The sequence below is a fragment of the Spirulina subsalsa PCC 9445 genome (assembly GCF_000314005.1).
GTDB lineage: Bacteria > Cyanobacteriota > Cyanobacteriia > Cyanobacteriales > Spirulinaceae > Spirulina_A > Spirulina_A subsalsa.
This window is the reverse complement of sequence record NZ_JH980292.1, coordinates 554,541-567,120: the sequence shown is the minus strand read 5'-3', so window position 1 is coordinate 567,120 and position 12,580 is coordinate 554,541. Positions and strand designations below refer to the sequence as shown.

Genomic DNA, 12,580 nt, shown 5'->3' with positions numbered 1-12,580 from the left:
GCAATTTATGGCTAACCTCTGTTTTAATCCGGTTGAATAAAGGCTTGATGTTCTGGGGAGGCTAGTCCCCCTTGTAGGGTTTCCAAAACGGCCGCGAGGTTATTTTGTAATAGTTGCGTTGCGTTTAACCATAAACCGGGAAACACCCGACTACACAAAATCCCCTGATCATTGGGAACAAGAGACTGATAAACTCCCTCTTCCAAATAAAACCAATCCAGTCGCTGGTCAAAGATTTGCCACACTAGATATTCTTGCACCCCATTCCGTCGATAAACTCGTTGTTTATCCCCTAAATCAATGGCGGCACTACTGGCAGCAATTTCTACTACTAATTCCGGCGCGCCTTGAATATACCCCTCTGAGGTGATTTGAGAACTTCCCTCCGGAATCAATAACACCCCGTCCGGTTGAACTTCGTTGTCTGAGTCGAGGCGAAGGGTGGGTTCAATGCCTATTTCTGTGCCTGGGGTTGCCATTTTATAAGTCCAAAGTAACCCGATTAAATCGGCGTGGGGTTTGGCATGGGTGGTAAACCGCAGGGGTGAGGCCATATAAACGACTCCTTCAATTAATTCGGCTTTCTGACCCGTCGGCATGGCGGCGTAACGTTGCTCAAATTCTCGGTAGCTGAGACGGTCGCCATTTTCCAGAGGTGGATAGATGGGAGATTGAATCTGCATAGTATCGACCAGAGATGAGGGGACAGTTTGATTATAGCGATTCGGTTATGGTGGGTCAGGAGCGATCGCGCACCATTCCCGATCTAGCCGACTTCACCTCTCCCCCCTCATGTTAGAATTGACCCGCCCATCATCTTTTGATACCGGGTTTCTAACTCCTCCTGCAAGGCTGGAAAATCCTCTAAATTTTCATCGGCTAAAATCATCTTTTCGGCAGCATCCCGCGCCAAATTTAACACATCCTGATCTTCCACTAAACTAGCCAAGGCAAAATCCGCTAATCCCGATTGTCGTCTCCCTAAAACCTCTCCCGGCCCCCGTAAACGTAAATCCATTTCTGAGATAAAGAAACCATCCTGAGACTGTTCTAAAACCTTCAATCTTTGCTGAGAGTCCGCACTTTTGCCCCCATTCATTAATAAACAATAGGAATGATGAGAACCGCGCCCCACTCTCCCCCGCAATTGGTGCAATTGAGACAGTCCAAAACGTTCTGCATTTTCAATCATCATCACGGTGGCATTGGGAACATCTACCCCCACCTCAATTACTGTGGTAGATACAATAATCTGGGTCACATTATCCCGAAACTGGGTTAAAACTTCGTCTTTTTCCGCCGAATTCATCCGACCATGTAATAACCCTACTTTTAAATCAGGAAAAATTACCTCTTGTAACCGTTTATGTTCTTTAACCGCCGCCCTAGCATCTAGTTTTTCTGACTCTTCAATCAGGGGGAAAATCACATAAGCCTGTCTCCCGGCGGCAATTTCTCGACGGATTAACTCGTAAGCTTGGGGCCGTTGTCGTGCCGTTAACATTGTGGTTTGAATCGGTTGTCTACCGGGGGGGAGTTCGTCAATTTGGGACACATCTAAATCCCCGTGTAAGGTGAGGGCAAGGGTGCGGGGGATGGGGGTGGCGGTCATGGTGAGGACGTGGGGAGATGTGCCTTTTGCTAACAGTTTGGCGCGCTGTTCTACGCCGAAACGGTGCTGTTCGTCAATGACCACTAAGCCCAGTTTTCTAAATTGAATGGGATCTTCAATTAGGGCATGAGTTCCTACTAAAAGGGGGAGTTCTCCTGTCTCTAAGAGGGAATGAATTTCCCGTCGTTTACGGACTCCTGTAGACCCGGTGAGTAGTTCAATGGGAAGATAGAGGATATTAAACCAACTGACTAATTTTCGATAATGTTGTTCGGCGAGAACTTCTGTCGGGGCCATTAAGGCGGCTTGATAACCGGATTGAATGGCGGCTAAAATGGCAAAGACGGCGACGATGGTTTTCCCTGAACCGACATCACCCTGCACCAGTCGATTCATGGGGATGGATGAATTTAAGTCGTTTAAAATGTCATTAATTACCCGTTTTTGAGCGTTGGTGAGTTCAAAGGGAATAATTTTTTTCAGTTGCTCAATCAGTTCTCCGGTAGTGGCGAGAATGGCGCTGTTGTGAAGTTGTTTTTCTTGTTGCCGACGTTGTAAGAATCCGAGTTGTAAATAGAAAAATTCATCGAAAATAAGACGACGGCGGGCTTGACTGAGTGCGGTTTGATCCGGGGGGAAATGTAAATGAGTGAGGGCTTGTTGTAGGGGGATTAAACTATATTGATCTTGAATCACAGGAGGGAGGGGATCCTTGAGGTGTTGAATGGCCGGGAGGGCGGCTAGAATGGCTTGGCGGACAATATCGGCGGAAACGCCTTCTGTGAGGGGATAGACGGGCAGAATGCGACCAATTTTGTGGGATTCAATGCTGCCTCCCGGACTGTCTAGGATCTCGATTTCGGGATTGTCTAGGGTGAGGCCGTATTTATTCTTTTTGACCAGTCCGGAGGCGGCGGCGATCGCACCCAGGGGATACTGGAGTTCGTGACGCTTCTGCCAGCCTCGATTGGCGAAATAAGCCCCATGAAAAAAACGGTTGAGTCGAATCTGTCCAGTGCGATCGCGCATAACAATATTCAGAATCGACAATTTCTTATTTTTCGGACTACTAAAACAAGAACAACTCTTAATCGTGCCGATAATCGTCACCGTCTCCCCCGGCATCAACTGGGCAATATTCACCTGTCGGGCATAGTCAAGGTGATCCCTCGGATAATAAAACAGCGCATCCCGCACCGTATATAAGCCCAAACGCAGCAAAGCATCCCCCGTCCGGCGACGCTCAATTTCCGGCAAAGACTTGAGGGGTGCATCTAGGGGCGGAATGTTATCGGAGGTGGGTCTGTGAGACTCACGGAGGCTCAGAGGTCGGGTATTTGGGGTTTTGGGAGGTTCAGGAGGGGCTTCTAGGTCTTGTTGGAACTGGTGGAGGAACTGCCGAGTTGTGGCGATGAGCGCTTGCCGTTGGCTTTGATCCAGTTGGGGATAGCGGGCAAATTCCCGCGCCAAACTCTGCCAACGGCGACGATGATCAGAGGTTCCCACCGCCAAACTTTCCCCCAAGCTGAGGGTCATAAACTCACTAAAGCGGTACTGATTGCCTTGCAAATCCTGAAAACCCCGCTCGGCCTCCACCGTGAGGGCTTTTTTTAAACGTAACCAGTCCGGAATCTGCGTCATCTCTCCAGTCTCAATTCTCCTCATACCAACTCGCACGCCAAGCGGCCTCAGCTTCTGCGATCGCCTTTTCCCGTTGTAACTGTTGGTACTGCTTATGGAGGGTTTTCACTTGGGCGCTTAACTCCCGAATCCGACTGCGCGATCGCGCCAACATCGGATCCCCAAACTCCAACTCAGACAAACGCAAGCGTAAAGCCGTCACCGGAACCACGTCCTCCCGTCCTCCCTCAATCAACAAATTTAGCAAATTCGGAGCATTTCCGGTTCCGCCCCCTTCCTCCGCTTGAATAGCCGCCTCCAACACCTTAGACGGCACTTGAGGAGGGAAAATCCGCGCCCGGATTAAAAGTTGATTTCCCTCCTGAGATAATTGCTTGAGCGCCTGATTTAAACCCCGTTCCACCTGCTTTAACCAACGCACCAATATCAGCAACGCATGGGAAATTTCCTCCTCCTCATCTTCCTCATCATCATCATCATCCTCCTCCTCCATTAACTCATCTTCCTCATCCTCCTCCTCCATAAAATCCAGAGGATCAGAATCCAGAGAGTCCGACTCAAGCTCCAACTCCAAATCCTCCCCATCCTCCAACTTACCAATTAAAATAAACTCCTCAGAGCTAGAGCTTTCCCTCCCTCCTGACTCAGCATCTTTCCGCTTTAAAATATGTTGCCGCACCTTTTCCAACTGTTCCGGCGTAATTGGTAATTTCTTGAGAATTTCCGAGCGAAAATCTACCTTTTTTTCCGGCGGAACTTCTAGGGGATTTTCTAAATTTTCCCCAAAAAGACGACCCCCAGTTTTCCCTAAATCTCGAATTGCCTGCTGTAGCTTTTCCCGTTCCGAGAGGGATAACTTTAAAAAATTCTCAGGATAGACATGGGTGCTAATTTGATAAAATAACGTCACCAACTGCCGCTTAACCGTTTGGGCAATTAACCCAGAATACTCCGCATACTGACCGCGTATTTCTTGATTAACTCTTTCGACCTTTTCATCTAAAGCCGTCAACTCTTGATTAATTTTATCTAAAGCTTTAGCCATAGTCTGATCCTCATTCACTATGATAGGCGATACAGCAATATTTCCGAAGAGCAAAAACTAGAAAAAGGCAAAAGTAGAACCGCAAATTTTCTAACTTTTACCTTTTTTCCCAGATTCTTTAATCTGTCCTTCTATAGCCATTCTATAGGCTATGGTGGGGAGAATTCATGAATTCTCCCTACCCATGAATCCCGCCCAAGAGATGGATTAACTTCCCCACCCTCTTACAACTCAAATAGAAAGCGGTTTATTTTTGACCCGTTTGAGCGGCGACTTCTTCGGCAAAATTGGTTTCTTCTTTCTCGATACCTTCCCCTAAAACAAAGCGGCTAAAACGGCGAACTTGGATATTTTCCCCCAAATCAGCAATGGTTCGTTTCACCAACTCTTGCACCGTAATAGTTTGGTCTTTAATATAGGGCTGATCCATCAAAGACATTTCTTTGAGTTGTTTATCAATACGCCCTTGTACGATTTTTTCGCGGATGTTTTCGGGCTTACTTGCTAAGTCTTCCCGTCCCATTTCAATGGCTTTTTCCTTCGCCACAAACTCAGGATCCACATCCTCCGATTTCACATAAACCACATTGGGACAAGCGGCGATTTGCATGGCGATATCTCGCACCAAAGCCTTAAATTTATCCCCACGGGCGACAAAATCGGTTTCACAGTTCACTTCCACCAGAACGCCTACTCGTCCCCCAGTGTGAATATAACTGTCTACTAAACCTTCCGCCGCAACCCGTCCGGCTTTCTTATCCGCCGAGGCGATCCCTTTCTTGCGCAGCCATTCCACGGCTTTTTCCATGTCGCCGTCGTTTTCCGTCAGGGCTTTTTTGCAGTCCATCATCCCCGCCCCGGTTTGTTCCCGGAGTTCTTTGACTAGGGCGGCGGATATTCCTCCTGCGGGTTTTTTAGCGGCCGGGGCTTCAGCTGGGGCTTCGGCCGGGGCTTCTACTTTAGGTTCTTCTGGTGCAGGTGCGGGGGCTTTCGCTACTTTTTCTTTTCCTTTACTTTTTTTATCTTTCTTAGCCATGATTTTGTTGGAGTAGGGTTGATCTGCTGACTATTGTTGCACTCCCTTGATGAAAAGGGCAGGGGCAAGACATAACCCCCTCGTGCTGGAATCTAGAAGAGGCAAGGCAGAAAACAACGAGGGGTTTTACTCTTCGCTGTCGTCGTCTTCTCCGTCGAAGTCCTCATCATCCTCAAAATCGTCTTCGTAGTCGATTTCTCCGGAGTAGTCGATTTCTTCGATTACATCTTTGCCGCCGCTACGACCTTCTAAGATGGCATCGGCTAATCGTCCCACAATTAGTTTAATGGATCGAATAGCGTCATCATTAGCTGGGACGGGAATATCCACTAAGTCAGGGTCACAGTTTGTATCTAACAAAGACACAATGGGAATGTGGAGTTTTTGGCATTCCAAAATGGCGTTATATTCCCGACGCTGATCGACAATTAGCACGACATCGGGGGGGCGGCGCATACTTTTGATCCCGCCAAGGTATTTCCGCAGTTTGCTTAATTCCCGACGCAGAACAGATCCCTCTTTTTTGGGTCGTTTTTCAATACTGCCTGTTTCTTCGAGGCGTTCGAGTTCTTTGAGGTGATCAATGCGGTGTTTGATGGTTTCCCAGTTGGTTAACATCCCCCCCAGCCAACGCTGGTTCACATAATATGAATTACAACGGGCGGCTTCTTGGGCAATGATCCCGGCGGCTTGCCGTTTGGTGCCAACGAACATGAATTTTTTGCCTTGAGAGGCGGCGTTCCGCATATACTCATAGGCTTCTTCCATTAACTCGGCGGTTTGCACCAAGTCGATGATATGAACCCCGTTGCGTGAGGTATAAATATAGGGATCCATTTTGGGATTCCAACGGCGGGTTTGATGCCCAAAGTGAACCCCGGACTCTAGCAAATTAGCTAGGGAAACAACTGCCATATTTTTTTTCTCCTTGTTCGGGTTAATCCTCCATCTAGACTTGTCTTTCTTAACGAAACACCCGAAGGTCTAGATGTGCGAGTTTTTGTACAGCCTTCCTAGGGTAGCACAATGAGGGGACATTGATCCGTAGGCAAGTGTCGGGTGTCGGGAATCGGGAGTCGAGAAAAGGCAATAGTCAAGAGTTTTAGCTATTCACTATTCCCCTGCTCCCCTGCCCCCTGTTCCCCGTTCCCTAAATTACTGGCTGGCGAGTTTTGGCCCGGAGGGGCGCAAACTTTGGAAATATCGCCCTCCGACGAGGGTTAAAAAGATGAGATAGGCGATCGCCTGCACCGCGTAAAGATGATCTCGATACCCTAAGAGGGCTTTCAGGACAATGCCGGGGAAGGCTTGATCGGGCAAGATAGCGGAGGTGTCCCATACTAGCCCGCCTAGTAAGCAGGTGGTTTCTCCCCAACAGAGGGCGGCATATTGGGGACTTAAGGCGGCCAGCAGATCAACGCCGCCGTTCAGATGTTTGAGGGCGCTGACGACTAATCCCCCGACAATCAGGAGTAGGAAAACTCCCATCACTTGGAAAAACAGGCGGATATTGATTTTTACGCCCAACTGAAAGAGAAGATAGCCCAAAAGGGTAGCAGAGAGTAGCCCTGAAACCGCTCCGAGGGTGGGTGTGGTAAAGCCGTTTTGGAATTTGGCCACGATGAATAATACCGTCTCAAATCCTTCTCGTAGGACGGCAATGAGAATCAGACTAAACACAGCCCAGCCCGCCCCTTCCCCTTGCAGGGCTTGGGTCACGGCTCCTTCAACTTCGGCTTTGAGGGTTTTGGCCTGTTGGGTCATCCAAATGAGCATCCAACTGAGGAGTGCGATCGCCAACAGCCCAAAACTCGCCTCTAAAAACTCCTGAATCACCGGAGCATAGGGCTGATCCGACACACTCAACTGTTGCAAAATCCCCCCCAAAAGTACCCCCACCAGTAACGAGGTGATCACTCCCCCGAATATCCCCCCATACACCCAAGGATAGAGGCGAGTTTGTTGGGCTTTTTGTAGACAGGCCATGACAATTCCCACTACTAAGGCGGCTTCAAACCCTTCTCGCAGGGTGACAACAAAGGTCGGTAAAATCGCGCTAATATCCATAACTCAGCTAGAACCAAAACTCTAAATATATCCTGTGGGTTCGGCACAGGAAGCGCAACCCAACAAAACAGAATTGATCAATGAGTAGCTAAAATTGCCCCAAAAACTCGGCTATGCGAGCGACGGCCTTTTTCAATACATCCGGTTCATGAACAAGGGCAAAACGGACGTAGCCCTCCCCCATTTTGCCAAAGCCAGCGCCGGGGGATGCCGCTACCCCAGTTTTAGCCACTAATTCACAGCAAAACTCAATAGAACGCTCTCGCCAGGGGGCGGGGAGTTGCGCCCAGATGTACATGGTGGCGGGTGGGGTGGGAACGTCCCAGCCTATGCCCCCAAGAGCCTGCACGAAGGTATCCCTGCGGGTTTGGAAGGTGTTGACGGTCTGTTGGACAATGGTAGGATCACTTTGTAAGGCGGCGATCGCACCCTGCATGATGCCCCTGTACTGATTGAAGTCTACAACGGCTTTCACCTGTCGCAAAGCCCCAATTAACTCAGCATTCCCGATGGCGTAGGCGATGCGAAATCCCCCCATGTTGTAGGACTTGGAAAAGGTGAATAATTCCAAAGAAACGGTTTTGTTGGGATCTGCTTGTAAGAGGGAGGGGGCGGCGGGTGTGCCGCTAAAGACTAAATCTGCATAGGGGAAGTCGTGGACTAAAACAATATTGTGCTGTTGACAAAAGGCGACGGCGGCTTGAAAAAAGCTGAGGGGGGCGATGGCTGTAGTGGGATTGTGGGGGTAACTCAAGACCATCAGACGGCTTTGGGCTAATATCGGGGCAGGAATGGCGCTCAAGTCCGGTAAAAAGTGATTTTCGGCGCGCAGGGGTAGGGTGTAAATTTTTCCCCCGGCTAAATGAATCCCGCCAGTGTGGGAGGGGTAGCCCGGATCTAATAATAGGGCAATGTCTCCCGGATTTAATACGGCTAGGGGGAGGTGGGCGGTGCCTTCTTGACAGCCAATGAGGGGCAGAACTTCTGTTTCTGGATCAACGGGAAGGCCGTACTTCTGCTCATACCATTGGGCGGCGGCTTGGCGGAAGGCTTGGGTACTATGAAAGAGGGTGTAGCCGTGGGTGTGGGGATCTTCGAGGGCGGCCTGGATGGCGGCGATCGCACAATCGGGAGCGGGTAAGTCCGAAGATCCCAAGGATAAATCAATAATTTCTCGTCCTTCCCGTTGGGCTTGGGCTTTCGCCCGATCCATATCAGCAAAGACGTTGTTTCTTAAGGGTTCAATACGTTTAGCCAGTTGCATAGTTTTGGGGCTATCCCTAATTTAAGTGGGATTTGAGTAAATCAAACAGGGCTTGTTTGCCGATGGCTCCCTCATGAGATAAGACTATTTCATGGTCTTTAAATAATCTGAGGGCGGGGACTCCCTCCACTTGACAGGCTTTCACTGCGTCAGGATTGGGGTCTACCTCTAATTTTACAACTTTAAGGCGATCGCCATATTCCGAGGCAAGGGCTTCTATAGACGGGGAGACTAAGCGACAAGGCCCACACCAAGCCGCCCAAAAGTAGGCTAAAACGGGCTTATTCTGACCATAAACCGCTTTTTCAAACTCCCCATCGGAAATGACAGTAACTTGACTCACAATCGCTAACCTCACTAAAAATGCACAAAGTTCTATCGTAAAGGAGCGCGATCCTCCCTACAACCTTTCTGGGGAAAGAAATTTTTCAGGAATCGGGAATCGGGTGTCGGGTGTCGGGTGTCGGGTGTCGGGTGTCGGGAATCGGGAGTCGGGAGTCGGGAGTCGGGAGTCGGGAATCGGGAATCGGGAGTCGGGAATCGGGAGTCGGGAGTCGGGAATCGGGAGTCGGGTGTCGGGAATCGGGAGTCGGGAGTCGGGAGTCGGGAGTCGGGAGTCGGGAGTCGGGTGTCGGGAATCGGGAGTCGGGAATCGGGAGTCGGGAGATTGCCTCTCCCCTGCCCCCCTGCTCCCCTGCTCCCCTGCTCCCCCTCTCCCCTGCCCCCCTGCTCCCTGTTCAAGGATTCTCTATCTTAATCGATAAGCGATAATTGAGAGATTGGGCAGAACGGGAAAGGAGGACGACCTCATAAAGTCCCGTCCGGTTGACCGTATCCGACCAAGCGCGCTCATCTGAACCCGATAATAAAGCCTGACCATTGGGAGCATAGAGCGAGAGTCCGACGGCTCGATCCGTAATTGCATTAATCGATAAGCGCTGATTGGCTTCCACCCGCAATAAAAACACTTGACCTTGACCGGGATCTAATTCTCCTTCGAGTTGGACATTATCTTCCCCACTCGGAAAAGATACCTTTTGTAAAGCAGAACCGGAACGGAGGGCGCGCAATTTTTCCAAGGCGATCGCATTCCAAACCTGTCCGATGGGTTCATTGAGAAACTGACGGTCTTTGTGTTCCGGGAAACGGTGAAAAAACGCCCGATCCGTCAGTTCATATAAAACCCGAGGACTAATATCCAACCGTTGCACCTCTACTTCCCAGCGCTCGCGATCGCGCCGTCGATAACTGCCTAAACCCCGTCGGGCTTCCCCACTCAAAAACATCAACTGATCTAAAACTTGAGTCGCTGTTTCATCCCAGCGATCGCGCCACACCATATCCTCGGGACGATTACTTAACCGTCTCCCCCGTCGCTCCGGATATTGGGCTAAAAACTGCTGTTGAACCAACTGTTGAAAAAACTCATAATCAATAGTCAAATTCAAGCGCCGTTGACGGAGAGCCAGTTTCCGTTCTTGTTCGAGCAACGGTAAACTCTCATCCGGATCCGGTTCTGGGTCATCTGTGAGGGGAAAGCTAAGATTTTCGGGAGTCCAATCCTCCTCAAGGGGTGGGGGACTAACCGGGGGAGAATCATCCAACTCCGGCAGGATCTCCCGTTCCGAAACCAATTGATAGGTCAGCCAATAATTGCCAAACCACCAGCCAATCGCCCCGGCCGCCACAACAAACCCCAAGACAAGAACAAATTGGGAGAGAACTGTTAATAAACGCATTCCAGAACGTTTGAGCAACCTTGAATTCTGCTGAGGAGACAAAGAAGCCGATGAGTGACGAGTCGAGGATTTTTGCCCCGACTCCTTACTCTTGTCTCTTTTCCCCTCTCCTGATTCCCCTCTTCTCGGAGGTGGGGGGGGTGTGGGCTGATCTTGTAGCATTTGCATTACATCATAAGCATTTTGAAAGCGATCGCCCGGACGTTTTGCCAACATTTTCGTAAAAATTCCTTGGAGTTTGGGCGTAAAGCGGGTGAACTGCTGCCATTCCCAGTTTCCCGTTTCCGGATTGAGCAAGACCTCCGGCGGTTGTCCCGTCAATAACACTAACAACACCGCCGCTAGAGCATACAGGTCACTGTAAGTAAAGATAATCCCCTTCTGGAATTGTTCCGGCGGAGCATAGCCCACTTGACCCACCATAACCACCGACGGAGGATCACTTAAAGCCCTTTGGTTCGCGATAATTTGCTGAATTCCTCCCAAATCAACAAGTACGGGCAAACTATCTCGTTGACGAATTAAAATATGATTAGGGGAGAGATTGCGGTGAATGACCCCATGATAATGGAGATAATGCAGCACAGGTAATAACTGAGAGAGCAGTTGGACAATTTCCCGTTTCTCAAACCCCCGTTGTTGTACCCAACGCCCTTGTTGTAAAAGACGTAAACTTTGGCCACTCACATAGTCCGACACCCAATAAAGCACCCAATGATCGGCGGTTTCACTAATAAACCAATCCCGAAACTTAGCAATTTGGGGATGATCTAGTTTTTTGAGGAGTTCAGCCTCCTGGGTAATCTGATGTTGGAAATCAGACCTTTGTTCTGGAGCAGGAATCGGAAAGGTAAAGACTTGGATCACACAGCGATCTTGACTCACCGGAATTTCCTCGGCCAGATAGGTCATCCCCCAGCGTCCTTTACCCAAACCTTGTAAAACCCGATAACGCTCTCCTAAAATTTCCCCGGCATCCACCGCACTGATCATGATCAACCTAGAACCTTTTGCGCTGTATTTTACCTTTGACCATCCCACCTGTGATACACTCCCGACGCTGACCAAGCTCAGGTAGAGCGCGGGTCCTCCCGTCTAGGAGCTAAAAGCACTGGGATTCTGGGTTCAACGAGACGACTGACTTAAACCTGTTTCCAGATATAAGCTATTACGCTCCGACTCCAGCAAATCCACAAATTTCTGAAGTTTATTTTGATAAGCGTCCCAGTCCACCCAAGGCACATCGTTATGAGTGGCCCCTTCAACCCAGAACGCCAGTTTTGGTTCTGGTGCGGCCTCAAATAGTTTTTTTCCGTGAGCGATGGGGATCGTCTCATCGGCTGTGCCATGAATAATCAAAACTGGAGCAGATACCCGCTTAATTCTATCGAGATTTCTAAATTTGTCGAAGGGTAACAAGGGAAAAGGAACAACGACTCGAAAAGCCTGAGTAAACGTGCTTTCTAGAATAATCCCCCCCACGGGCTTATGAACAGCTAAGTAGAGGGCAGACCCCCCACCCACCGAACGACCAAAAACAATAATATTCTCAGCCGGGACATTCAGGGTGTCCCGTAGATACTGATAGGCCGTTTTAACGTCAACATAAGCATTGCGCTCACTGGGTCTTCCTTCACTGGTGCCATAACCCCGATAGTCATAGGCAAAAATATTAACGTTAAGGGTGTGAAGTTGGTCTAAAAGCGGGCGAATATCGCCTAAATCCTCTGCATTACCATGAATATAAAGCAGGGTATAGGTTGCATCCCGATGGGGCAAGTGGAGCGCGGAAATATACTCTTGATCCGGTGTGAGCAGTTTGAGGATTTCTGGACTGTCCTCATAACTACTTTCTGGTGGAAGAAAAATCATTGAATCGCTGAATATATAAACATATACGGCGAAGCAGGTATAAATAAACAGAAAAGACCGAATAAAACGTTTTAGGGTAAAGTCTCCCAGGAGGAGCTTACGCCAAGAATGAGCCATGATTCCCTAATTTGAGTGGTATGGGGCATTCTAGAGTAGGATAGTTTGTTCTCCTCTCAGTTGCCATCTATCTCCAGTATTTACCGTTAAAAAAAATAATTTTCTGGCAAGCACCAATATAATGATTCTTCATAATCTTTTTCCTCATTTTTCTAAAAATCCATGTAAGATGAAGTGCGATTCTTGG

At 49.1% G+C, this 12,580-nt stretch carries 11 protein-coding genes; 1 reads left to right on the top strand and 10 read right to left on the bottom strand.

Annotated elements, in window-relative coordinates; all coding sequences use genetic code 11:
• Window positions 1-23: 23 nt before the first annotated feature.
• The 8 genes from SPI9445_RS0102955 to SPI9445_RS0102920 form a co-directional block, all read right to left on the bottom strand.
• Entirely contained in the window at window positions 24-683 is a 660-nt protein-coding gene (locus SPI9445_RS0102955; protein ID WP_017303228.1) for a Uma2 family endonuclease, read from the bottom strand.
• Between the two features lie 107 nt (window positions 684-790).
• Window positions 791-3,253 carry an ATP-dependent DNA helicase RecG gene (recG, locus tag SPI9445_RS0102950; protein ID WP_017303227.1) on the bottom strand — a complete coding sequence of 821 codons (2,463 nt, stop codon included), beginning with the start codon at window positions 3,251-3,253 and terminating at the stop codon, window positions 791-793.
• 10 nt (window positions 3,254-3,263) lie between these two features.
• Entirely contained in the window at window positions 3,264-4,298 is a 1,035-nt protein-coding gene (locus SPI9445_RS27240; RefSeq protein ID WP_017303226.1) for a hypothetical protein, read from the bottom strand.
• 247 nt (window positions 4,299-4,545) lie between these two features.
• The gene (gene tsf / locus SPI9445_RS0102940) at window positions 4,546-5,334 is read right to left on the bottom strand and encodes a translation elongation factor Ts (RefSeq protein ID WP_017303225.1); all 789 of its coding nucleotides are present in this window, start codon (window positions 5,332-5,334) and stop codon (window positions 4,546-4,548) included.
• Window positions 5,335-5,460: 126 nt separating this feature from the next.
• Window positions 5,461-6,249 carry a 30S ribosomal protein S2 gene (gene rpsB / locus SPI9445_RS0102935; RefSeq protein ID WP_017303224.1) on the bottom strand — a complete coding sequence of 263 codons (789 nt, stop codon included), beginning with the start codon at window positions 6,247-6,249 and terminating at the stop codon, window positions 5,461-5,463.
• Between the two features lie 240 nt (window positions 6,250-6,489).
• Window positions 6,490-7,401, bottom strand: coding sequence for an FTR1 family iron permease (locus SPI9445_RS0102930; protein ID WP_017303223.1), 912 nt, complete (start codon window positions 7,399-7,401; stop codon window positions 6,490-6,492).
• An 88-nt stretch (window positions 7,402-7,489) separates the two neighbouring features.
• Window positions 7,490-8,665 carry an LL-diaminopimelate aminotransferase gene (locus tag SPI9445_RS0102925; RefSeq protein WP_017303222.1) on the bottom strand — a complete coding sequence of 392 codons (1,176 nt, stop codon included), beginning with the start codon at window positions 8,663-8,665 and terminating at the stop codon, window positions 7,490-7,492.
• A gap of 16 nt (window positions 8,666-8,681) precedes the next feature.
• Window positions 8,682-9,008, bottom strand: a complete 327-nt coding sequence (locus SPI9445_RS0102920) for a thioredoxin family protein (RefSeq protein WP_017303221.1) — start codon at window positions 9,006-9,008, stop codon at window positions 8,682-8,684.
• 110 nt (window positions 9,009-9,118) lie between these two features.
• On the opposite strand from SPI9445_RS0102920, the gene SPI9445_RS30275 reads away from it, so the two are divergent.
• Window positions 9,119-9,436 carry a hypothetical protein gene (locus tag SPI9445_RS30275; RefSeq protein WP_164674431.1) on the top strand — a complete coding sequence of 106 codons (318 nt, stop codon included), beginning with the start codon at window positions 9,119-9,121 and terminating at the stop codon, window positions 9,434-9,436.
• Here SPI9445_RS30275 and SPI9445_RS0102910 read toward each other — a convergent pair.
• Together SPI9445_RS0102910 and SPI9445_RS0102905 are read right to left on the bottom strand one after the other, a co-directional pair.
• Window positions 9,403-11,397, bottom strand: a complete 1,995-nt coding sequence (locus tag SPI9445_RS0102910) for a serine/threonine protein kinase (RefSeq protein ID WP_017303219.1) — start codon at window positions 11,395-11,397, stop codon at window positions 9,403-9,405. The two genes, SPI9445_RS30275 and SPI9445_RS0102910, sit on opposite strands and share 34 nt — an antisense overlap.
• A 132-nt stretch (window positions 11,398-11,529) precedes the next feature.
• Window positions 11,530-12,393 (bottom strand): alpha/beta hydrolase, encoded by an 864-nt coding sequence (locus SPI9445_RS0102905; RefSeq protein WP_017303218.1) that lies wholly within the window; start codon window positions 12,391-12,393, stop codon window positions 11,530-11,532.
• Window positions 12,394-12,580: the final 187 nt, after the last annotated feature.